Here is a 22,873-nt window from a genome sequence, read left to right as displayed (position 1 = left end):
ACCTAAATTAAATATGTTCCTAATAACTCTCAACTAAGATCAAAGTTAAGCTTTATTTTTTTACTTTTCACAATTGACATGCAAGCCAGTATATGGCCCTGATTTTCTTCCTTTTCTGTAAGGTACTCATTTTCCAGCAGTTCCACTTCTCCCTCCTCTAAAGAGCATTCGCAACTTCCACAAATTCCGGACTTACAGGAATAAGGGACAGGAAACTTTTGAAGCAAGAGCTGTTGCAGAATTCTATCCTTATTATCAGGAAGTTGAGCCGTATATTTTTTTCCAAGCGTGGTAAATTCCACCTCTATATTTTCAATAAGCGGAAATTCTTTTTCTACAGGATAAATATCATCATTATATTCCTCAAAAAGTTCAAAATGTATATTCCTTTTCGGAATTCCGTGATGGTAACAGGCATTTGCCAGTGTTTTAATCATTTCTCCTTTTCCACAGATAAGAACTTCATCCACAGCATCCCAAATGGTAGACTCCTCATCTGTATCATCTAAATGAAGAATTTGATTGATAATTAAATTTAATTTCTTTTCATCCAATCTGCCATAAAAAAACTGATCACCCGTTTTTTCCTGTGAAAAAAAGTAAAAAATTTGGAGCCTATCGCCACAGGTTCTGGCAAGATTATCCAACTGATCTCGATAGATCAGATCATCTGAACTTTTATTTCCAAAAAATAAAAATAGTCTTGTTCTGGGTTCATTATGAAGAATATTTTTAAAATGGCTTACAATAGGTGTTATTCCAATACCGGCTGCAAAGGCTACAATTGTCCTGAATTCACTAGGTTTAGATCCCAGAGTAAATCTTCCGGCAGGTTCACTTATCAGAAGTTCATCCCCAACATTATAGTTCTGAAATAGTTGGAAAGTGGCTCCCTCAGTAGAATTCACCTTTATTCCCAGGCATATTTTCCTTTCATAAGGAGCTGAAGTCATTGAATAATCATTAATAACCTCTTTACCATGGGATTGAAATTTAACACTTACAAACTGCCCGGCTTCAAACTTAAAGTTTTCTTTCAAATTCTCCGGAATATCAAACTCCAGAGAAAAAGTATTTTTGGTCAGCTCTACCTTTTTCGCTATTTTTAACGGATGAAACTGTATAAGTTTCCCTTTATAGATTTGTTGTTCCATAACTTCAATTCAAAAATAGATAAAAAATAATTTATGAAGAAGATAATTTTATCCACGTTAATCCTTACTGCAGTTTACAGTTGCAAAAAAGAAAGCCCGAAGACTGATGGCACTCCCGCTACAGACTCTCTTTCTGTAACTCAAAATACTACGGCACAAGGGGCTACGTATGTTCCTAAAGAACTTTCTCCTGGAAATGTAGGTCAGCACTTAGCCAAAAATAACGATACTTTATATGTAACTAACTTTTTTGCAACATGGTGTGGCCCATGTATGAAAGAAATCCCAAGTTTCAAAAATAAAATGCAGGAATTAAAGGATAAACCTGTAAAATTCACTTTCGTAAACCTTGATGACAAGAATGACTGGGATACAGCAGTTAAGGATTTTGTTGTAGAAAATAATCTTGGTGCGAATGTTATTTTGCTGGATGGTCAAAAATTAGATCAGGACTTCTTCTCCAAGAATTTCAAGCAATGGGATGGTGGTTCAATTCCGTTTACCTTTATGAGAAAAGGAAGTCAGACAGATGAATATCTGGGAATGATGACGGAAGAAGTATTGAACTCTAAAATTGATGCTTTTTTAAAGTAAAAACATACAGAGCTCTTTCTGAATAATGTCAAAAAGATTTAAAATCCTGTGTTTATTATTAGTCATTGCAATTATTATAAGTGCAGTCATTAATCTGAACACAGGATTTTTGAGTTTAAACTTACAGGATTTTTTTCAGGATTCTGCTCAAAGCCAGATTGCTGAAATTCGTATCAATCGTGTTTTAGTAATGCTGCTAGCCGGAATTTCAATTCCTACTTCGGGGTTTCTGATGCAGGAATATTTTCAAAATCCACTGGCCGGGCCAGATATTTTGGGAATTACATCGGTAGCAAGTTTATCGGTAGCATTCTACATATTTTTCTCGCATAATATTCTTCTTCCGGAATTTCTGCAGAATAGCTTCCTTAGTTTATCCGCCGTTGGAGGAGGATTAGGACTGATGCTGGCTCTCTTATCAATGTCCAATAAATTTCAGGATAAGTCTTACCTTATTATTTTCGGGTTTCTGGTATCAGCCTTTGCGGGAGCAATAGTGTCTCTGCTACAGTTCTATGCCGAAAACCAAAGTCTAAAGAATTACATTTTATGGTCATTTGGTGCTAATAATATGGTCACCAGAAATCAGATCTATGTTTTATCCGCCTTATTATTAATAGGATTATTTTTCTGCTTTAAATCTATAAAACCTCTAATTGGAAACTCTCTGGGAACCTCTTATGCACAGAGTTTAGGAGTTAATTTAAAACAATTAAAACTACTGATTATAGTAGCTTCTTCCCTACTTTCAGCTTCTATTACAGCATTTTTAGGACCTATTCTATTTATTGGGATTATTGTACCTCATTTCTGCCGATTGATCTACAATCCCTCAAAATTATGGCAGCAGTGGATCCTTAATATGTTTCTGGGAATGCTAATCATGCTGTTTTTCTCAGTAATTGCAGAAAAAACACAGATCCCATTGAATGTGATAAGCTCTGTATTTGGAATCCCTGTGATTCTTGTGATGCTTTTGAGACAGAATAAAGTATAATACTTTTATTGGAAAATGCAAAGACGTTATTTTCTTACCGGCCTCATATTTTAAGCCACAAAGATCTTATCTCCAATAAAATTAAGCACATCAAACAAACCCAAAGATAAACACGCTGCTTGCTGAAAATCGATGATTTTCTTGCGCCTTAAAAATATATACACAATATATAGAAACCTTTGCGTCCTTGCGTTTGCCTAACAATTCATAATATTTATGAAAAACACCCCCATGACAGAAAATGAATTATTAAAAATCGTTTTTGAAACAGGATTAAAAATTCACAAAAAGCTTGGAGCAGGTGTATTTGAGTATGTTTATGAAGAATTAAGGATTGAAAACGCTTTCAGACTTGATATAATGTTAGAAAACAAATTGATTTCAGAAATAAAAATCGCTGACTATATAGCTCCAACCCACAAAGCACAGTTTTTAACTTATTTAAAAATGGGGGTACAAGGGTTATAAATGGCCTATAAATTCAAAACACATAAAAATTCGATAAAGTCAAATCCTTTGAACCCTAAAAACAGTATTTTTGTAAAACATTTTGCATCTATTGCGTCTAACGAACCCTCAATATGCACCTACAAATCAAACAAGCAGACATCGGTTATCATAAAACTTTAATTTCAAATGCTAATGCAGATCTGAAGCTTGGAGATGTATGCTTATTGATTGGAAATAACGGGGTAGGAAAAACAACTTTAATTAAATCTATTCTTCATCAAATTTCTTTATTAGATGGTGAAATCTTGATTAATGGTAAAAATGTTAAAAAACTTTCCGTAAAAGAAATTGCAGAAAATATAGCGATTGTTTTTTCAAAATCGGTCATTCCCCAGCACTATACGGTTGAAGACCTTATTTCATTGGGAAAATATATCTACTACCCTTTTTATTTTGAACTGAAAAAAGAAGACCGTGATGAAGTTGCTCATATTATTGAGGAACTGGATTTAAGTCAATACAGATATACATTGCTTAAAAACCTTTCGGATGGAAATCTTCAGAAGGCCTTTATAGGACGAGCCATTACCCAGAACTCTTCCATTATTATTTTGGACGAGCCAACAACCCATCTGGATGAAAAAAATAAAATAATCATCCTTAAGACGCTGAGAAGATTAGCGAAAGAACAAAATAAACTGATTCTATTTTCTTCCCACGACTGGCGACTGGCTAAGGAATTTGCAGACAAGATCTGGTATGTAAAAAACACTCAGCTGCATTCAGGAATAGTTGAGGATATTTTACTTCAGCATGATGAACTTACGAATGCCTCATTGTTTCAAATACACGAGAACTTTGTTCCACCCCACATCTCTGCACCCCAGGTTCAGAAAGAAATGCTCTATTCTTTGCTTCAAAAAAACTTTCAAAAAGACCTTTCTTTCCTCAATTTTGAGTTCCAGGACAGTTTTTGGGTAATTACTAATGATTCCACGATACACCAATGTGAATCTTTTGAAGAAATCATTAATTTCGTTGTAAACATTTATTAATCCGCTACTTTCTTTGATTATTTCACATACTATGCATGCATAGTATTATGCAACTCATATAATTTAATCTATTTATTATCAGCTTATTAACAAAATTTAACGTTAATAAATACTATGCATGCATAATATTTACTAAATTTGGGTAAAACCATTAGCGCAAAAATGATGGATCATAATAAGGAAAAAATAGAAAACGTAGATTTAATTTTGAAGCAGACCTGGTTGGCTGTTTCAAAAATGTACACAGAACTGGCTCAGGAACATGATTCCACAGCTGTGCAAGCCCTCACCCTTCTTAAAATTGATCCCAAGGAAGGAACACGAAGTACCAATCTTGGACCCAAGATGGCCATAGAGCCTACTTCCTTAACGAGAATCATCAAACTTCTTGAAGACAATGGATATATTTATAAGGAAAAGACCACCACTGATAAAAGAGAGGTGATCATCAAACTTACAGATAAAGGATTAAACTCCAGAAACATGTCAAAAGAAGTTGTTGTCAACTTTAATAAAAAGGTGATGGAAAAGATTGCTCCGGAGAGATTGGAAACCTTTAAGGAGGTCATGACTGAGATCATGAAAATAGCCAATGAACTTTTAAATAACAGAAAATAAATTATAATGAAACCGTATGGTTACATACGACCTTATAAATAATAAAAATTTACATATGAAAAGAAGAATCAAACATGTAACGGTTCTTGGTTCAGGAATTATGGGTAGCGGTATCGCAGCTCACTTCGCCAACATCGGTGTGGAAGTGTCACTTTTGGATATTGTCCCTTTTGAACTGACCGAAGCTGAACAGAAAAAAGGTTTGACCAAAGATGATAAGGTAGTAAGAAACAGAATTGCTACTGAAAACTTTGAAAAACTTAAAAAAGCCAGTCCTGCACTTCTTTATTCTCCAAAGTTTGCAGACAGAATCAAGGTAGGAAACTTCGATGACGATCTTCAGAAAATAAAAAATACAGACTGGATCATTGAAGTAGTAGTAGAAAGACTTGATATTAAAAAGTCAGTATATGAAAAGATTGAGCAGTTCAGAAAACCGGGAACATTAATTTCTTCAAATACATCCGGGATTCCCATCCACTTCTTGACAGAAGGAAGAAGTGATGACTTCAAAAAATACTTTGCGGGTACCCACTTCTTTAATCCAGTAAGATATCTTCCTCTTCTTGAAATTATCCCTACAAACGATACAGATCCTGAGATCATTGATTTTTATATGAATTATGGGGCTAAATTCTTAGGTAAAACTACCGTTTTAGCAAAAGATACTCCTGCTTTCATCGCCAACAGAATCGGGGTATTCTCTATGATGGATCTTCTTCATAATGTACAAAAATTAGGACTTACAGTTTCTGAGGTAGATAAATTAACAGGTCCTGTAATTGGACGTCCAAAATCTGCAACATTCAGAACAGCTGACGTTGTAGGTCTTGATACCTTAGTAATGGTAGCCAATGGGGTTCGCCAGAGCGGTGCTGAAGCCAATGACTTCAATGATGTATTTGCTCTTCCTCCTTATATCCAGAAAATGATGGATAACAAATGGCTGGGTTCAAAAACTGAACAAGGTTTCTATAAAAAAGTGAAAAATGCAGAAGGAAAATCTGAAATTCACGGATTGAATCTTGATACTTTAGAATATGAACTTCAAGGAAAATCATCTTTCCCTACTTTAGAATTAACGAAAGCCATCGATAAACCAATTGACAGATTCAAGGTATTAATCGGAGGAAAAGATAAAGCAGGCGAATTATACAGAAAATCACTAGGAGCGTTGTTCGCTTACGTTTCTCATAAAGTTCCTGAAATTTCTGACGAGGTTTATAAAATTGATGATGCTATGAGAGCCGGTTTCGGATGGGAAAATGGTCCTTTTGAAATCTGGGATGCCGTAGGTGTTCAAAAAGGTATTGAATTGGCTAAAGATGCTGGTTATGAAGTTTCAGACTGGGTGAAAAATGTAGAGACTTTCTATAAAGTGAATGATGAGGGGCAAAGTATTTATGTTGATAAAAACTCAGGAGAATATAACAAAATCCCAGGTCAGGATGCATTTATCATTCTAGATAATATCAGAAAAAACAAAACACTTTGGAGCAATTCAGGAGCTGCTATTGAAGATTTAGGTGATGGAATCATCAACTTCGAAATCCGTTCAAAAATGAACTCTCTTGGAGGCGAAGTTCTTGATGGATTAAACAGAGCGATTGATTTAGCTGAAAAAGAATACGAGGGACTGGTAGTTGGGAACCAAGGTACTAACTTCTCTGTAGGAGCTAACCTTGCGATGATCCTTATGATGGCTATTGAGCAGGACTGGGATGATTTAAATATGGCTATTGCTTACTTCCAAAAATCTATGATGAGAGTTCGTTACTCCTCTATTCCTGTAGTGGTTGCTCCTCACGGAATGACATTAGGAGGTGGATGCGAAATGACCATGCATGCAGACAGAGTGGTTGCCGCAGCAGAAACTTACATCGGACTGGTAGAAACCGGAGTGGGTGTAATTCCTGGTGGTGGTGGTACAAAGGAACTTACTTTAAGAACTTCCCGAGAATTCCACAGTGATGATGTTAAAAATAACAGACTTCGTGAAGCATTCATGAATATCGCTATGGGTAAAGTAGCTACTTCTGCTTACGAGGCCTACGACATGGGAATTCTTGAAAAAGGAAAAGACATTGTTTCTGTGAGCAAAAACAGACAGATTGCAGAAGCTAAAAAAGTTGCAAAATTATTAGCAGAACAAGGCTATACTCAACCCATCGAGCAAAAAGTAAAAGTTCTTGGTAAAGATGCTTTAGGAATGTTCTATGTAGGAACAGATCAAATGCTTACCGGAAACTACATCTCCGCACACGACAAGAAAATTGCAGACAAGCTAGCCAACGTAATGGTAGGAGGAAACTTATCTGAACCAACTGTTGTTACTGAACAATATCTATTAAATCTTGAAAGAGAAACATTCTTACAGCTTTGTGGTGAAAGAAAAACATTGGAAAGAATTCAGTACATGTTGCAAAATGGAAAACCATTAAGAAACTAATGGGAGCTCCGTAGGAGCGAACTGTTAATAGCATGAATAATTAAAAAAATTGGAGAGCCTCGTAGAGGCGGCCTGTTAATTTATGGCAAACACCTACACTCAGATTTATATTCAAATTGTTTTCGCTGTAAAAGGAAGACAAAATCTGATTTCAAAAGAAAACAGAGAAGAATTACATCAGTTTATAACAGGTATTATTTCCAATAGAAACCAAAAATTATTCGCAGTTTTTGCAATGCCAGACCACGTCCATATTCTTGTAAGTATGAATCCTACAGTTTCGATTTCAGATTTAGTAAGAGATATTAAAGCGGGTTCTTCAAAATTCATTAACGAAAAAGGATGGATAAATGGAAAATTCAATTGGCAGGAAGGGTACGGAGCATTTTCTTATTCTAAAAGTAGTGTTGATTCTGTTGTAAAATATATTTTAAATCAGGAAGAACATCATAAAGAGAAAACTTTTAGAGAAGAATATCTAGATTTTATGTCAAAATTTGAAATAGAATATGATCCAAAATATTTATTTGAATGGGTTAGCGATTAACAGATCGCTCCTACGGAGCTCCGCAAAAAGATGCAAAAACAAATATCTATGAACAGTTTACCTCTACGAGGCAAAAAATTCTTAAAACAATTTAATTAAACAACAAAATGAAAACAGCATATATAGTAAAGGGTTTCAGAACTGCCGTTGGAAAAGCTCCAAAAGGAAGTCTAAGATTTACAAGACCCGATGTAATGGCGGCTACAGTTATTGAAAAATTAATGGCTGAGCTTCCACAATTAGATAAAAACAGAATAGATGACCTTATCGTAGGAAATGCAATGCCAGAGGCTGAGCAAGGACTTAACGTGGCTCGTCTGATCTCTCTAATGGGGCTAAATACAGATAAAGTTCCGGGAGTAACCGTAAACAGATACTGTGCTTCAGGAAGTGAGGCCATCGCTATTGCTTCTGCAAAAATTCAGGCTGGCATGGCAGATTGTATCATCGCTGGAGGTACAGAATCTATGTCTTACATCCCTATGGGAGGCTATAAGCCTGTTCCGGAAACAGATATTGCAAAAACAAATCCTGATTACTATTGGGGAATGGGTTACACTGCTGAAGAGGTAGCTAAACAATATAACATCACAAGAGAAGAACAGGATCAGTTTGCTTTTGAATCTCATATGAAAGCTTTAAAAGCGAATCAGGAAGGAAAATTCGCAAACCAAATTGTTCCAATCCCTGTAGAATATAACTTTCTGGATGAAAACCAGAAAATGCAGACTAAAAAGTTTGATTTCTCTATAGATGAGGGCCCTAGAAAAGATACTTCTTTTGAGGGATTATCCAAATTAAGACCTGTATTTGCCAACGGAGGAAGCGTAACTGCCGGAAACTCTTCTCAAATGAGTGACGGAGCAGCTTTTGTGATGGTAATGAGTGAAGAAATGGTAAAAGAGTTAGGACTTGAGCCTGAAGCTAGATTAGTAGCATACGCAGCAGCCGGACTTGAACCAAGAATCATGGGAATGGGACCGATCTATGCTATTCCAAAGGCTTTAAAACAGGCAGGTTTGGAATTAAAAGACATCGATTTGATCGAGCTTAATGAAGCTTTCGCATCTCAGTCGGTTGCCATTAAGAAAGAATTAGGCTTAAATCCTGATATTTTAAACGTAAACGGAGGAGCCATCGCTCTTGGTCACCCACTGGGATGTACCGGAACAAAATTGACCGTTCAGCTTCTAGACGAAATGAGAAGACGTGGCAACAAGTACGGAATGGTTTCCATGTGTGTGGGAACCGGACAGGGAGCAGCAAGTATTTTTGAACTTCTATAAAAGAAATTGGGAAGACTGAGTTTTCTTTCTTCCCAAATTTTAATTTTTTATGACAAATAAATTATCTTTTTTTTCTCTTTTTGTGGTCATTCTGGTGAATTCTCAGCAGAAAAAAATGATATATTTTGACAAAGAATGGAAAGAAACGACAAAAGATAAAGCTGTTTTTTATAGACCCACTCCTGTTGTATTAAATGATTCAATAGAATTTACCCGGGATTACTTTATTAATGGAAAACTCCAATATCAAGGATATTCTTTGAAAAAAGAAAATCATAAAAAAAATATTGGTTCAGAATATTGGTATGATGAAAATGGCCTTGACAATAGTTCAAACTATTCCCAGAGCGATGTCAGAGATTTAGAACTTAGATTCTACTACCCTAGCGGAAAACTCTGGAAAATTCAAAAACCGAATGGAAAAAAAGTACGGGAAGAAATTTATCTTGAAAATGGAAGCCTAAAAAGTATTGATTCAGTAGATTATCACTCGGATTCAAGAAATATCGGAGTTAAAAAAGTATATTGGAACAATAGTAATAACCTCGCCTATGAGGAATTTTACAATACTGAAAAACAGTTAGTTAAAATTAAAAATTACAGGCAAGACGGAAGTTTGATCAGTGAAATAAATTCTGATAATATTATTGATGGATACGTAATCAATCATGAATATTTTAAGTATGACATCCTTAATAACTTTGCCATTGCTTCTAAAAAGTTTTCATTTAATGATAAAATATCTACAAACCAGGTAATTAATTTTCCCGATGCTCATTTTATAGTGCATGGTAAATATTCAGATATTCTTCAAAAAAATGGAGATGACTATATTTTTTATAACTATAAAAGCTGGATTTCTGATGATCACAGAAAAAACAGGGCGTATACAGAATTAGGAAATGATGATAGAATTTTTAAATTCAAAAATATTCAGAGTTATTTAGGTGAGAGAAATTTTCTTTTAGATGTTAATGAAATTAAAAACCAAACTATTGAAAATTTTAAAAATGAGATAACTAAGAAAGTTTTCAGCTATTATGATAAGGAGGAAGAATTATTATATAAATATTTTTTTCCTACCCCTGAAATAATTAGCAAACAAGTATATAAGTTTGAAGATAACGAGGGTAATGGATTTGGGTATTATGAGACCAATAAGGATGATCATGAAAAAAAATGGAGACTCTATTCTTCCGAATCTTTCCCGGCTTTCCTATTTAATCTTCCAACCAATAGACCTCTTATATCTTTTAAAGATTCGTCAGACAATTTCTTAATACCTCTTGAAGACGGGTACTTATTGAATACTATCAAGGTAAAGGCAGAAGATAAATCGGACAGTAAGATTGATCATAATCTCGATATTCAAAAGCATTATACAATTATAGAAGAAAATGGCAAAAAGAAATTGTATTCAATATTTGGGAATCAGGTAATTCCTGATCGTTATGATGACATTCTAATGAATGATTATTTTATTATAACTAAAAAAGGTTCTGATTATTCTATTTATGATTCATTTTTTAATAAGTTAAATATCAACAATATAAAAAGTGTTTATCTAAAAGGTACCTATATCAATGTTTTATATGATGGAAGGGTAAGAAATCTCAATTCATTATTGGAAGAAACTTTACCTAAGAAACACCTTTATATGACATGCAGTCAGGATCCGAATACCTATTATAAATTTTCGCCGGCTTATGATGAGAATTCTAAACGAAATGTAATTGCAAGAATAAGAAATCGATGGGATTCTTCTGAAACACAATCATATGCTTTAAAAAATCTGCCTCAAAAAGCAAAATTAAATTATATCTATAATGATATAAAAGCTGGCAGAAAGGATATTCTAAACTATTTTAAATATGATACGTATGATATTGAAGATTTTTTCATAACAGCTGAGTATCAGGGTAAAAAAGGACTTTTCTCTTTTGATAAAGAAAAAAGAAATTTCGTAAGTGATGCGAGAATAACAATTAGAGATAATGAATTTGAAAAACAATATTCTGAGATCACACAGGAAGCAAGTTTTAGCAGATCTAAGAATGAGGTTGAGGGCGAAGATGATCATAAATTTAGGTTTTATGACTTCAATTATGAATTTGATGCCATTACTCTATTACCAATGGAATATGATGATATTATTTTCAGAGATGAATTAATCATTTTTTACAAAGACAAAAAATACGGAGTTTATCAACTCAGCAAAGAGCCGAAGTACAAAAAAATGGGAATCCGAAAAGATAACTTTTTGGAGATAACAAACGAAAAAAATCAGCAGGGCTGGCTTGACCTTGCTACAAACATTGAATATTATAATTAAAAATAAAAAAAACAAATATGGCTACACTAAAAGGAGGTGAATTCCTAATCAAACAAATTCCTGCAAACGACATTTTCAGTATTGAAGAATTAAATGAGGAGCAGAAGATGCTTCGTGATTCTGCAAAGGAATTTATAGACAGAGAGGTTGTTCCTCAAAGAGAACGTTTTGAAAAGAAAGATTATGCGTTCACTGAAGAAACAATGCGTAAGCTTGGTGACATGGGAATGCTGGGAATTGCTGTACCAGAGGAGTACGGAGGTCTTGGAATGGGCTTTGTGACTACAATGCTTGCTTGTGACTATATTTCAGGAACTACAGGTTCATTGGCTACCGCTTATGGAGCACACACCGGAATCGGTACCCTACCTATCGTTCTTTACGGAACTGAAGAGCAAAAGAAAAAATATCTTCCGGACCTGGCAACAGGTACAAAATTTGGAGCTTATTGCTTAACTGAGCCTGACGCAGGTTCTGATGCTAACTCTGGAAAAACAAGAGCAAAACTTTCCGAAGACGGAAAACACTATATCATCAATGGTCAGAAAATGTGGATCTCCAATGCAGGATTTGCTGATACATTCACGTTATTCGCTAAAATTGATGATGATAAAAACATCACAGGTTTCGTAATTAATCGTTCTGAGCTTGAGAATCCTGAAAGTTTAACTTTCGGAGAGGAAGAGCACAAACTAGGAATCCGTGCATCCTCTACTCGTCAGGTTTTCTTCAATGATATGAAGATTCCTGTAGAAAATCTTTTAGGAGAAAGAAACAATGGTTTCAAAATCGCTCTAAATGCATTGAACGTAGGTCGTATCAAATTAGCAGCGGCTTGTTTGGACGCACAGAGAAGAATCCTAAACCACTCTATTCAGTACTCTAACGAGAGAAAGCAGTTTAATGTTTCTATCTCTACTTTCGGAGCAATCAGAAAGAAAATTGCTGAAATGGCAACCGGAGTTTTCGTAAGTGAGGCAGGTTCTTACAGAGCTGCTAAAGATGTTCAGGATAAAATTGATGAATTGGTAGCAGGTGGGTTAAGCCATCAGGAAGCAGAATTAAAAGGGGTCGAAGAATTCGCAGTAGAATGTTCAATCCTTAAAGTATTCGTTTCTGATCTTGCACAGCACACTGCAGATGAAGGAATTCAGGTATACGGAGGTATGGGATTCTCTGAAGATACTCCAATGGAAGCAGCATGGAGAGATTCAAGAATTTCAAGAATCTACGAAGGAACAAACGAAATCAACAGATTATTGGCTGTAGGAATGCTTATTAAGAGAGCAATGAAAGGTGAGTTAGATCTTTTATCTCCTGCAATGGCTATCAGCAAAGAATTGATGGGTATCCCTTCATTTGAAGTTCCTGATTATTCAGAATTCATGAGTGAAGAAAAAGCAATTATTGCTAATCTTAAGAAAGTATTTTTAATGGTTTCTGGTGCTGCTCTTCAAAAATACATGATGGATATTGAAAAGCAACAGCATTTACTATTGAATGCTTCTGAAATCCTTAACCAGATCTATATGGCAGAATCTGCTGTATTAAGAGCTGAAAAGCATTTCTCTCCTGATTCTGTAGAAGCAGCAATGGCTCAATTGAACCTTTACAAAGCTGTTGAGAAAATCACAGTAGCAGCTAAGGAAGGAATTATTTCTTTCGCTGAAGGAGACGAGCAAAGAATGATGCTTTCAGGATTAAGAAGATTCACTAAATATACCAACAATCCAAATGTAGTGGCATTAACTGAAAAAGTAGCGGCTCATTATATTGAAAAAGGAAATTATTAGTCTTTTATAACATAAATTTGATTCAAGAGCGTCCCTATTTTGGGGCGCTTTTTTATGGTAACCTGTAGCCTTATTCCTTTTCAGTATAAAAATAGATCAATATTTATTGTTCATTTCAAACTTGTTATTAAAGTAATTTATTCATCATCATAAATTTTATTCAAAAAAATAACATATGCTTATAAATATCAATTAATCATTGAATAACAGCAAATTCCAATATTTTTTTTATCTTTAATTTAAAAGAAACTACAATGCTATTTAAATAATAACCAAACAACAATTCTAAAAACTATTACTATGGGAAAATTCATTATTTCAAAAAGAACAAACGGAGAATTTCAGTTCAACCTAAAAGCGGGAAACGGTCAGGTCATTCTAACAAGTCAGGGATATGGCACAAAACCATCATGTGAAAACGGAATCAGCTCTGTGAAAACCAATTCGCAGGAAGATTCTAAATTTGAAAGAAATACGGCCAAAGACGGTAGATGTTATTTTAATCTTAAAGCCGGAAATGGTCAGATTATAGGAACCAGCCAGATGTATGAATCTGATAATGGCATGGAAAACGGAATAGAATCTGTAAAAAACAACGCTCCACACGCTTCTGTAGAGGATGAAACAAATTCCTAAAATCATCTAAAATAATCTTGATAAAAATGTCTTATTTTTTTAAGGCATTTTTTATTTTTGTATTCTATTTTCATCGAAAAATGACAAAAGAAGAATTACTAAATAGAGCTATAAAAATTGCCGATAAGGCTCATAAAGGACAGACCGATAAATACCATGCCCCTTACATTGCCCACGTCATGCGTGTAATGGAATATGGTAAAACAATGGATGAAAAAATTGTAGGGGTGCTGCATGATGTTGTAGAAGATCATCCACTGGAATTCAGTCTTGATTATTTAAGAACCGAAGGCTTTCCTGAATACATCATTTTCGCAGTAAGCTGCCTTACCAAATTTGATCCGGAGGAGGATTATGATGAGTTTGTCAAAAGAACGGAGAGATCCCCACTGGCGGTTGCTGTAAAGCTTAATGATCTTCGTGATAATATGGACCTTAGAAGAGTAAACCGGGAGCTTACTCCTAAGGACATTAAAAGGTTTAACAAATATCTTAAAGCTTATCGTTATCTGGTAGAAAAATATTAATCTGCACCAGGGAAATCATACGTCTTCACGTGATGATCTGTACCATCAATATTGATGTTCAGAGCAAGATAAATAAAATGCAGGTTCTTGTTTCCCTTGGCTTCAAACTCACGCTGCCATAAATAACCTGTCAAAATTCCAAAGTAATCATCGATCTGATAGCCGAAACCGCCATAAACTCTGTTTCTGGCAAAAGTAGGCTTCATCGGGGTTACAAAGAAAATTTCATCGTAGGCATTGGCAAAGACAGTTCCTTTTTTTATGGTGGGAGCATTTAGCGGAACACTTATATTCAAGCGGTAACGGTAACGCATTCTTTGAGAGGTTTTATCTATCTGAGGCTCATAAAACCAGCTTTTTTCAGCACGGAAACGGTTTTCAAACTTCACGATGCCTTTTTTGAAATCAATAACATCCTGAAGCCATACCCTGAATTCTTCTCTGCTCAGGCTATGCTCCTTATAGTTAACATATCTTCCCAATCCTATGAAAGGTTTATGGTTTTTCGTAAGATTATATCCCACCCCACCTTTTATTTCATAATAATCCGGATAGGTGTAATCTTCGTTACCACGCAGCTGCCCTTCAGCATAAAGGAAAAACTTTGGATGAAACTTATAGGTTAAAGTCACTGCATTGAAGCTCGAAATATGTTCCTGTGCTTTGAAGAAAGATAAACTAAGAAGTAAGCTTAAACCTAAAAAACGTTTCATAAAAAATTTTTGCAAATGTAATTTTTTTAACAATTTGTTAATATTAACTTTCATTAATATACAATTAACACCTACTTAATGTTAATAGTGTATGAAAAACCAATGTGGAACCATCTTTGGGGCATTTCCACTCCAAAGGCTTCCGTATATTTCGTATTAGTCACATTATTAATTAAAACATACACAGAATAGTCCTTTTGGGTAAAGCTCAATTTTTCATCCAAAAGATTATAAGTTCCAAGATTTACTCTTTCATTGTATCTATAAGCAAGCTCATTGGTAAAGCTTTTAAGAAACTTTGTCTCTAACTTAGCAATAAACTGATGTCTCAGATTGTCCAGAATATATCTTGACACAAGCTCATTGGGTTCTTTGTACTTACTGTCAATATAAGTATATCCTACTGTATATTTTAACCAGTCTGTTACTCTATGGTTAAGCTCAGCTTCTATTCCTTTAATCTTAATATCTCCCACATTTCCGGCAGCCCAGGCATCATCATTAATGTCTTTTTTAACCCAATCGATAGAATTTTTGGAATCCCTTAAAAACCCACTCACTTTTGCTAAAATATTTTTGTTCTGATACTGATATCCAACTTCGGATGAAATAGCATTTTCAGGCTGTAAATTGGGGTTTCCAAGCTCAGTCGGGCTTATATAATAAAGTTCTGTGAATGTTGGAATACGGTGTACTTTTGCAATATTTCCATAGATTTTACTGTTAAGGGTAAAATTATACCCTACATCTAATCCCGGATAGAAAAAGTTCCCTTCCTTAGAATAATTTGCCCATGAAATTCCGGGACTTATATTCAGTTTTTTATCCAATAAAGAAAAGTGATGCTCAAAAAATACCTGCGATACAAAACGATTTGGATTTCCCAGGTTACTGCTCACCAAAAGTTCCTTTCTTAACTCAAAACCAACCCCGGTTGTTCCCAATCCCCATTGGTAGCTGGAGTTCACTTCGCCACCTACATTGTTTCCAATATGCATATTTCTGTATCCATTAGGATTTTGTCTGGTATAAAGGTACATGTCCTGCCCTCTTCTCCAGTATACATTAGAATTAAGCTTTAATTTTCCAAAGGTCTGCTGATGCGCTACACTTACAATGGAAGCCTGCATCTCCTCATACTGATCTCTTGCTTTCTTGGAGGCATAAAATCCATTTGCTCCAAATTTTTTCTCTGCAAAGCCAGCCTGAAGTCTTAGATCACCATTTTTAATATTCAATTTTCCCTGATAAAATACATTTCTGATTTCGTAATCAGTATTGTACATATACCCTTGTGAAGCCGAAGAATTTGCCTGAAGTGAATTTGAAAATTTTTCATTTCCTATCTGTGCATTGAAGCCCAAACCATAAGAGGCATTATCTCCTCCTTCTGCACTTATCTTAACACGCTTCCCTGGAGTTGTCTTTGTAATCACATTAATAACACCCGCATAGGCATTCTGTCCAAAACGTCGGGCTGCAGGGCCTTTTATGATCTCTATTTTTTCTACATCCTCCAGATCTACAGGAAGATTCATGGAATTATGACCTGTCTGAGAATCATTCATTCTGATTCCGTTCAATAGCAATAATACCTGTTCAAAAGAACTTCCACGGAAGCCAATATCACTCTGCACTCCATTCGCTCCTCTTCTTCGGATATCCATACCCGGAACCTGCTGAAGAATCTCATCAATACTTTTAGAGGGAGAATTAGCTATATCTTCCTTTGTAATTACCGTAATATTCTGGTTGGCACTTTTATAAGGTGTAGAAATAAATTTACCCTGAAATTCAATATTTTCTATATCCGTTGTCTTTTCCTGTGCATGTACCCAAAGCAAAGATCCGAGAAAAAAAGCGCTTCCTATCTTTTTGATCATAATCGTTTCCGTAGTTTCTTTTAACAAGATTCAAAAGTAAGGGAGTTCGTGTAGACAGGCAAATGATACTTGTCATAAAAAATGCAGCATAGTATGCTGCATTTTCTGTGTCCGAGGGAGTAGTTTTCTATCTTTTTCTCATTAAATGTGTAACTAGATCTCTGAATAATTTTCTCATTTCTATATTACATATTTATGAATACAATTTTAAATAATTTTAAAACATAAAACAATACCTTAATGAAAAAATATACTGAAAACAGATAAACCATTTATAATACGATAAAAATAAATTGAAAAACCTAAATAAGTCCACAAAAGGCTTTTAAATTTTCTTTTTTTACGGTCTCCTTTTTCATCTTTCGACATCATTTTTGGATTCAAAATATATTATTTTAGAAATAGGACAATCGTAAATTTTCGCCAAAAAATTCGTAATTTTGTGGGTCTTAATTTTACAATTAAATCATTCTTTTTCAAATGCATTTTGGATAGCATTTTATAAATATGCTATCTCCTGATTGGATGAATTTGGAAAGAATCTCAAAAGTTCAATTGATGACAGCCTTGGAATATTCTAAGGCAGAACACCATTACACTGGCAGACATGATGCTGTACAGTTACTTTTATGAATAAACAAAATATGGCTCATATTACAGAAATAGACATAAAGAAACAGATCTACGTTAAGAATGCACATCTTAACAATCTGAAACATATAGATGTCCTGATCCCCAAAAACAAGTTAATTGTCATTACGGGAGTTTCAGGAAGCGGTAAATCTTCATTGGCCTTCGATACTATTTATGCTGAGGGACAGAGAAGATATGTTGAAAGCTTAAGTTCTTATGCCCGTCAGTTTTTAGGAAAGCTTGAAAAACCTAAAGTTGATGACATTAAAGGACTGGCACCTTCCATTGCCATACAGCAGAAAGTAATTTCTTCCAATCCACGTTCTACAGTAGGAACATCCACTGAGATCTATGACTATATGAAGCTTTTATTTGCAAGGATTGGAAAAACATTTTCTCCTGTTTCCGGTGAGGAAGTGAAAAAAGATTCAGTTTCTGATGTGGTAGATTTTATCAAATCTTCTAAAAAAGATACTTCTTTTTTATTAACCGCTCCTTTGGAGTATGATGCAGATAACTTTAAGGAAACTCTTAATATTTTAAAACTTGCAGGTTTTACCAGACTTGAGATCAATGGAAATCTTGCCGGAATTGAAGATCTTGAAAGCTTTGGATTTACTCCTGAAAAAGGAATGGCCATCAATTTGGTCATTGACCGTTTTGCGTATGAAGAAGATGAGAGTTTTTTACAACGATTGGCAGACTCTATTCAGATGGCATTTTATGAAGGCCACGGCCATTGTTCTTTAAAAAATACAGATACTGAAAAAGTAAAGGAATTCTCCAATAAGTTTGAACTGGACGGAATGGAATTTCTTGAACCCAATGTTCATTTTTTCAGTTTCAATAATCCATACGGAGCATGCCCCGCTTGTGAGGGATACGGAAAAGTAATCGGAATTGATGAAGACCTTGTTGTTCCCAACAAAACTTTATCAATCTACGAAGATGCTGTGGTCTGCTGGAGAGGAGAAACCATGAGCGAATGGAAAAAAGACTTTATAAAAAAGGCAGGTGATTTCCCTATTCATAAACCTTATCACCAATTAACAAAGGAACAAAAGAACTTCCTTTGGAAAGGTGACGGAAAAAGCAATTTCCCATGTATTAATAACTTCTTCAAGATGCTTGAAGAAAATCTTTATAAAATTCAGTACAGGGTTATGCTTTCCCGTTACAGAGGAAAAACCCTTTGTCCTACTTGTGAAGGATTGAGACTTCGTGAAGAAACCAGCTGGGTAAAAGTAGATGGGCATAACATTCAATCGATGATTGAACTTCCTTTGGATGAACTGGCTCCATTAATCAATAGCCTTCAGCTTTCAGATCATGATAAAGAAGTTGCCAAAAGACTTTTATATGAAATCACAACCCGTCTTGAATTTTTATTGAAAGTTGGTTTAGGTTATCTGACCTTAAACAGAACCTCTAATACTCTTTCAGGAGGAGAAAGCCAAAGAATTAATCTGGCAACAAGCTTAGGAAGTTCCTTGGTAGGTTCCATATATATATTAGATGAACCGTCCATCGGATTGCACTCCAAGGATACGGAAAACCTTATTGGAGTTCTAAAGAACCTTCGTGACCTGGGAAATACCGTAATCGTAGTAGAACATGATGAAGATGTAATGCGCGCTGCCGATTATATTATTGACATTGGCCCTGAAGCAGGTTATTTGGGTGGTGAGCTTGTATTTGCCGGCGACTATAAGGATCTAAAAAAAGCCAATACGCTTACCTCTGAGTATCTTACGGGACGACTGGAAATAGAGGTTCCAAAGAAACGCAGAAAAGGAAAAGAATGGATTCATATCAAAGGGGCTCGTCAGAACAACCTTAAAAATATAGATGTAGACGTTCCTCTGGAAAGTCTGGTCGTAATTTCGGGAGTTTCCGGAAGTGGAAAATCTACCCTAATGAGGGAAATTCTAACCAATGACATTCAGATCCAACTGGGGATGGGTGGTAAAAAAGGAGACTATGACTCTGTAGAGTTCCCGAAGAAATTAATCAAGAATATTGAACTGATTGATCAAAACCCAATTGGAAAATCATCCCGTTCAAACCCTGTTACCTATCTTAAGGCCTATGACGATATCAGAGATCTTTTTGCCAAGCAGAAAATCTCAAAAATGATGGGTTATAAGCCGAAACACTTCTCTTTCAATGTAGACGGCGGAAGATGTGATGAATGTAAAGGAGAAGGAGTGATTAATGTTTCGATGCAATTTATGGCTGATATTGAGCTTGAATGTGAAGTTTGTAAGGGAACACGATTCAAGAATGAAATCCTTGAGGTGAAATTTGACGAAAAAAACATCTCAGATATTCTTCACATGACCGTTGATGAGGCATTGGAATTCTTCAAGGATAATAATGAAGAGAAAATTGTTACTAAACTAAGACCTTTACAGGAAGTTGGTTTGGGCTATTTACAGTTGGGGCAAAGCTCTTCTACCCTTTCCGGTGGTGAGGCACAGCGTGTAAAACTGGCTTCATTCCTTGTAAAAGGAGTAACCACAGATAAAACTCTATTTATCTTTGATGAACCTTCCACAGGGCTTCATTTCCATGATATCCAGAAGCTTTTAAAATCACTACAAGCGTTGATTGACCTTGGCCATTCAGTAATTGTTATTGAGCATCAACCGGACATCATCAAATGTGCCGACTATATCATCGATATTGGTCCGGAAGCAGGAAAACATGGTGGTGAGGTGGTATTTGCCGGAACCCCGGAGGACCTGATAAAAAATAAAAAGTCTTATACTGCAAAATACATCAAGGAAAAACTTAAAAATTAAATACCAACAGAGAGCAATTGTTCTCTGTTTTTTTAGTCATAAAGGCAAAGTAAAGTCTCCTGATGGGTAGATATACGTTGGCAGAATATTTCCTAACCTGATTGTGATTGTGGATTAACTTTAGACTTATCCACAAAAAAATGTGGATAACTTGTGAATTTTAACATTAAATTCATATTTCGTATTAAAAATAGTAGTACATTTACTATGTAATAATAATCGAAGTGGAAACTTTATTTGCTTTTCTTACTACTATTGAAATTGCAATTAAATTTGAAATAAAAATTTAAGCACAGCATTGTCGGCTGTGCTTTTTATTGTTGTCTAATTAAAAAAATGAGATGTATTATCTACTGAATCTGCTCCTAAAGAGCAGATTCTTTTATAGTAAGCTCCATTAAACCTTTAATAACTGTCCTAATTTGTGAATCATAAGGAAATCTACTTTTGGTTGTACCAACCAAAGAAACATCATTAATAGCCTTATAATCAGTAATTCTTTCAATTAATTTGTATTTTTATTATTTAAAAGGCCACATAGTTCAATGGATAGAACAAAAGTTTCCTAAACTTTAGATCCAGGTTCGATTCCTGGTGCGGCTACCAATAATTATTCTAAATATTGGTACTTAAAGGTATCAATAAGTTATAATAAAAAATTGCTCGCTGCAAGTAATTGTTATCAGGGAAGACTGTTGAAAAATAGTTATTCTTTTCTAATTGTATCAATCCATTTATAAAGATCGGTTTCAGGAAGTAAATTGAGTTTTTTTCTTATTCTGTATTTCCTGTTGTCTACAGCACCAATGGATATTTTCTTATAGGTGGCTATTTCCTTAGTCTGGATATTAAGGGTAAGATACGCACACATTTCCAAATCCGCAGCTGTTAATTCCTGAAATTTTAATAGCTCTTTATACAAGTCGGCATATATTTCCTTAAAAACGATTAAAAATTGCTTATCATTATTCCTGGCCAATTCCAGCAAGAGTGCAATCTTATCTTCATCGATCCTATTTTTTGATGAATCAACCCTTGTATCAATGTGTATTGCTGCATTTTTCTTTCTTTGTTTTCGATAAAAGTAAAATAAGAGGAGAGCACCCAAAGTACCTCCGGATGCGATCAGCAGAATCTTCCAAGTGTTATTATCCGATTGCTGTTGGTACAGTAAATTAATATCATGCCTGCTTTGTGTTATCAGGGCATTCCTATTAATTTTGGAAAAGCTGTCATTTAATTTCTTGCTTTTATTTAGATAATATAATTCATTCTTAACATCTTTTGTCTCCCTATAATACTCCAATAAGCTTTCATAGATGGACATCGTAAGTCCTGTATAATGAGCCTCTAGTGATAAGGCAAGAGCTTTTTCATAATATTCCAATGCCTTTTCCTTATCTCCGTTCTCAAATTTCAGGCATCCTTTAGTATAATATAAACCTCCCAATAAAGATTTATTATTAGTATCAATATGCTTTTCTCCTATATTTACATATACTTCAGCCTTTTTAAAATCCTTCATGTCTATATAAATCTGTCCTAACGTTATAGCAGAGTTTGCAACAATTTTTTCTCTACGAGCACCACCTCTTACTGACATTTGCAATGATTCTTCATAGCTCTTTTTAGCAAAAATTAATATAGAATCTTTATACACAGTATTATGAGATTCATTTTCTAAAAATGATGCATAATTTACAAGGTAATTATAGATATAGCTTTTTATAAAATGTTCCTCATCTTTATCCTTTATCAATTCAGAATATTTCAATGCTCTTGAAAAATTAATCCGAGAATCAAGATAATTTCCTGCATTTAACAATGCTCCGGCTTTTAGTGCCAGCAATGAGGTATATTCTCCATAGGCCTTTAATTCTTTACCTAGGCCAAGTCCTTCTTCAGTGGCCTTCAAGCATTGATTAGTCTCCCCCATGTTTCCATATAGCACTGCTTGGCTTAGTAAGGCTGTCAACATCCCTTTTTTATATCCCACGTTTTTTGAAATATAATAGATTTCATTGGATAGTAAAATGATCTTTTTTTCCTCAATTTTACTATCTGGATCTACATTTTTAAGTTGCTTAATCTTTTCCTGTATTACCTGCTGATCAGGATTCTGCGAGTGAAGCAAAATTGAAAAAAACAAGCCGATCAATACATATATTTTCATACCCCTTTTTTTAATTTATTATTTCTTTTTGATAAATCTATAGCAGAGAAATTTAAATTATATACACATTGATATGTACTCCGTTAGTTTTTAATATCTGTATCATTTTCAATTCAAATAAAAGAATATATGGTTTCTTGTAAATTTGCTTCTGTTCCATTCTAAACTTTAATAGGTTTGGCGTATTTATAAAATTATTTCCAAGTTTTTTTTCGGGGGAATTCAATTA

17 protein-coding genes and 1 tRNA gene are annotated in these 22,873 nt (G+C 34.6%); 14 read left to right on the top strand and 4 right to left on the bottom strand.

The genetic code is table 11. The features are described from left to right. Positions 1-29 precede the first annotated feature (29 nt). Positions 30-1,154, bottom strand: coding sequence for a ferredoxin--NADP reductase (locus SCA31_RS20605; RefSeq protein WP_410698875.1), 1,125 nt, complete (start codon positions 1,152-1,154; stop codon positions 30-32). A gap of 33 nt (positions 1,155-1,187) precedes the next feature. Between SCA31_RS20605 and SCA31_RS20600 the strand changes: the two genes are divergently transcribed. The 12 genes from SCA31_RS20600 to SCA31_RS20545 all read left to right on the top strand — a co-directional run bounded on the left by SCA31_RS20600 (position 1,188) and on the right by SCA31_RS20545 (position 14,438). Then, entirely contained in the window at positions 1,188-1,748 is a 561-nt protein-coding gene (locus SCA31_RS20600) for a TlpA family protein disulfide reductase (RefSeq protein WP_410698874.1), read from the top strand. A gap of 25 nt (positions 1,749-1,773) precedes the next feature. Next, the gene (locus tag SCA31_RS20595) at positions 1,774-2,745 is read left to right on the top strand and encodes a FecCD family ABC transporter permease (protein WP_410698873.1); all 972 of its coding nucleotides are present in this window, start codon (positions 1,774-1,776) and stop codon (positions 2,743-2,745) included. A gap of 231 nt (positions 2,746-2,976) precedes the next feature. Beyond that, positions 2,977-3,213, top strand: a complete 237-nt coding sequence (locus SCA31_RS20590; RefSeq protein WP_410698872.1) for a GxxExxY protein — start codon at positions 2,977-2,979, stop codon at positions 3,211-3,213. Between the two features lie 113 nt (positions 3,214-3,326). Then, on the top strand, positions 3,327-4,250 hold the full coding sequence (locus SCA31_RS20585) for an ABC transporter ATP-binding protein (protein WP_410698871.1): 924 nt from the start codon (positions 3,327-3,329) through the stop codon (positions 4,248-4,250). Positions 4,251-4,415: 165 nt separating this feature from the next. Next, complete coding sequence (locus SCA31_RS20580) at positions 4,416-4,868, top strand: MarR family winged helix-turn-helix transcriptional regulator (protein ID WP_410698870.1); 453 nt, start codon at positions 4,416-4,418, stop codon at positions 4,866-4,868. Between the two features lie 55 nt (positions 4,869-4,923). Further along, entirely contained in the window at positions 4,924-7,317 is a 2,394-nt protein-coding gene (locus tag SCA31_RS20575) for a 3-hydroxyacyl-CoA dehydrogenase/enoyl-CoA hydratase family protein (protein ID WP_410698869.1), read from the top strand. A gap of 82 nt (positions 7,318-7,399) precedes the next feature. After that, entirely contained in the window at positions 7,400-7,864 is a 465-nt protein-coding gene (tnpA, locus tag SCA31_RS20570; RefSeq protein ID WP_410698868.1) for an IS200/IS605 family transposase, read from the top strand. A 107-nt stretch (positions 7,865-7,971) separates the two neighbouring features. Continuing rightward, positions 7,972-9,150, top strand: a complete 1,179-nt coding sequence (locus SCA31_RS20565; RefSeq protein WP_410698867.1) for a thiolase family protein — start codon at positions 7,972-7,974, stop codon at positions 9,148-9,150. A gap of 49 nt (positions 9,151-9,199) precedes the next feature. After that, positions 9,200-11,482 (top strand): hypothetical protein, encoded by a 2,283-nt coding sequence (locus SCA31_RS20560; protein ID WP_410698866.1) that lies wholly within the window; start codon positions 9,200-9,202, stop codon positions 11,480-11,482. Positions 11,483-11,499: 17 nt separating this feature from the next. After that, positions 11,500-13,275, top strand: a complete 1,776-nt coding sequence (locus tag SCA31_RS20555; RefSeq protein ID WP_410698865.1) for an acyl-CoA dehydrogenase family protein — start codon at positions 11,500-11,502, stop codon at positions 13,273-13,275. A 300-nt stretch (positions 13,276-13,575) separates the two neighbouring features. Next, on the top strand, positions 13,576-13,911 hold the full coding sequence (locus tag SCA31_RS20550; RefSeq protein WP_410698864.1) for a YegP family protein: 336 nt from the start codon (positions 13,576-13,578) through the stop codon (positions 13,909-13,911). A gap of 80 nt (positions 13,912-13,991) precedes the next feature. Next, positions 13,992-14,438, top strand: a complete 447-nt coding sequence (locus SCA31_RS20545; protein WP_410698863.1) for a phosphohydrolase — start codon at positions 13,992-13,994, stop codon at positions 14,436-14,438. Here SCA31_RS20545 and SCA31_RS20540 read toward each other — a convergent pair. Together SCA31_RS20540 and SCA31_RS20535 are read right to left on the bottom strand one after the other, a co-directional pair. Next, positions 14,435-15,151, bottom strand: coding sequence for a DUF2490 domain-containing protein (locus SCA31_RS20540; RefSeq protein WP_410698862.1), 717 nt, complete (start codon positions 15,149-15,151; stop codon positions 14,435-14,437). The two genes, SCA31_RS20545 and SCA31_RS20540, sit on opposite strands and share 4 nt — an antisense overlap. A 71-nt stretch (positions 15,152-15,222) precedes the next feature. Continuing rightward, positions 15,223-17,034, bottom strand: coding sequence for a TonB-dependent receptor plug domain-containing protein (locus SCA31_RS20535; RefSeq protein WP_410698861.1), 1,812 nt, complete (start codon positions 17,032-17,034; stop codon positions 15,223-15,225). A 644-nt stretch (positions 17,035-17,678) separates the two neighbouring features. On the opposite strand from SCA31_RS20535, the gene uvrA reads away from it, so the two are divergent. After that, positions 17,679-20,471: an excinuclease ABC subunit UvrA gene (gene uvrA, locus SCA31_RS20530; RefSeq protein WP_410698904.1), complete on the top strand. Its 2,793-nt coding sequence runs from the start codon at positions 17,679-17,681 to the stop codon at positions 20,469-20,471. Between the two features lie 531 nt (positions 20,472-21,002). Further along, positions 21,003-21,077: transfer RNA gene (locus SCA31_RS20525), tRNA-Arg, on the top strand. Positions 21,078-21,177: 100 nt separating this feature from the next. Here SCA31_RS20525 and SCA31_RS20520 read toward each other — a convergent pair. Further along, a complete protein-coding gene (locus tag SCA31_RS20520; protein ID WP_410698860.1) occupies positions 21,178-22,644 on the bottom strand; it encodes a helix-turn-helix transcriptional regulator in 1,467 nt (488 codons plus the stop codon). Positions 22,645-22,873 lie beyond the last annotated feature (229 nt).

Source organism: Chryseobacterium sp. SIMBA_028 (assembly GCF_046535285.1).
In the GTDB taxonomy this organism is placed as follows: Bacteria; Bacteroidota; Bacteroidia; order Flavobacteriales; family Weeksellaceae; genus Chryseobacterium.
This window is presented reverse-complemented; position numbering and strand designations above follow the sequence as displayed.

Coding starts and splice junctions, on each gene's coding strand:
- SCA31_RS20575 (WP_410698869.1), top strand. CDS start 4,924: ATGAAAAGAAGAATCAAACATGTAACGGTTCTTGGTTCAGGAATTATG.
- SCA31_RS20560 (WP_410698866.1), top strand. CDS start 9,200: ATGACAAATAAATTATCTTTTTTTTCTCTTTTTGTGGTCATTCTGGTG.
- SCA31_RS20600 (WP_410698874.1), top strand. CDS start 1,188: ATGAAGAAGATAATTTTATCCACGTTAATCCTTACTGCAGTTTACAGT.
- SCA31_RS20535 (WP_410698861.1), bottom strand. CDS start 17,034: ATGATCAAAAAGATAGGAAGCGCTTTTTTTCTCGGATCTTTGCTTTGG.
- uvrA (WP_410698904.1), top strand. CDS start 17,679: ATGGCTCATATTACAGAAATAGACATAAAGAAACAGATCTACGTTAAG.
- tnpA (WP_410698868.1), top strand. CDS start 7,400: ATGGCAAACACCTACACTCAGATTTATATTCAAATTGTTTTCGCTGTA.
- SCA31_RS20605 (WP_410698875.1), bottom strand. CDS start 1,154: ATGGAACAACAAATCTATAAAGGGAAACTTATACAGTTTCATCCGTTA.
- SCA31_RS20555 (WP_410698865.1), top strand. CDS start 11,500: ATGGCTACACTAAAAGGAGGTGAATTCCTAATCAAACAAATTCCTGCA.
- SCA31_RS20540 (WP_410698862.1), bottom strand. CDS start 15,151: ATGAAACGTTTTTTAGGTTTAAGCTTACTTCTTAGTTTATCTTTCTTC.
- SCA31_RS20590 (WP_410698872.1), top strand. CDS start 2,977: ATGACAGAAAATGAATTATTAAAAATCGTTTTTGAAACAGGATTAAAA.
- SCA31_RS20595 (WP_410698873.1), top strand. CDS start 1,774: ATGTCAAAAAGATTTAAAATCCTGTGTTTATTATTAGTCATTGCAATT.
- SCA31_RS20580 (WP_410698870.1), top strand. CDS start 4,416: ATGGATCATAATAAGGAAAAAATAGAAAACGTAGATTTAATTTTGAAG.
- SCA31_RS20585 (WP_410698871.1), top strand. CDS start 3,327: ATGCACCTACAAATCAAACAAGCAGACATCGGTTATCATAAAACTTTA.
- SCA31_RS20550 (WP_410698864.1), top strand. CDS start 13,576: ATGGGAAAATTCATTATTTCAAAAAGAACAAACGGAGAATTTCAGTTC.
- SCA31_RS20520 (WP_410698860.1), bottom strand. CDS start 22,644: ATGAAAATATATGTATTGATCGGCTTGTTTTTTTCAATTTTGCTTCAC.
- SCA31_RS20545 (WP_410698863.1), top strand. CDS start 13,992: ATGACAAAAGAAGAATTACTAAATAGAGCTATAAAAATTGCCGATAAG.
- SCA31_RS20565 (WP_410698867.1), top strand. CDS start 7,972: ATGAAAACAGCATATATAGTAAAGGGTTTCAGAACTGCCGTTGGAAAA.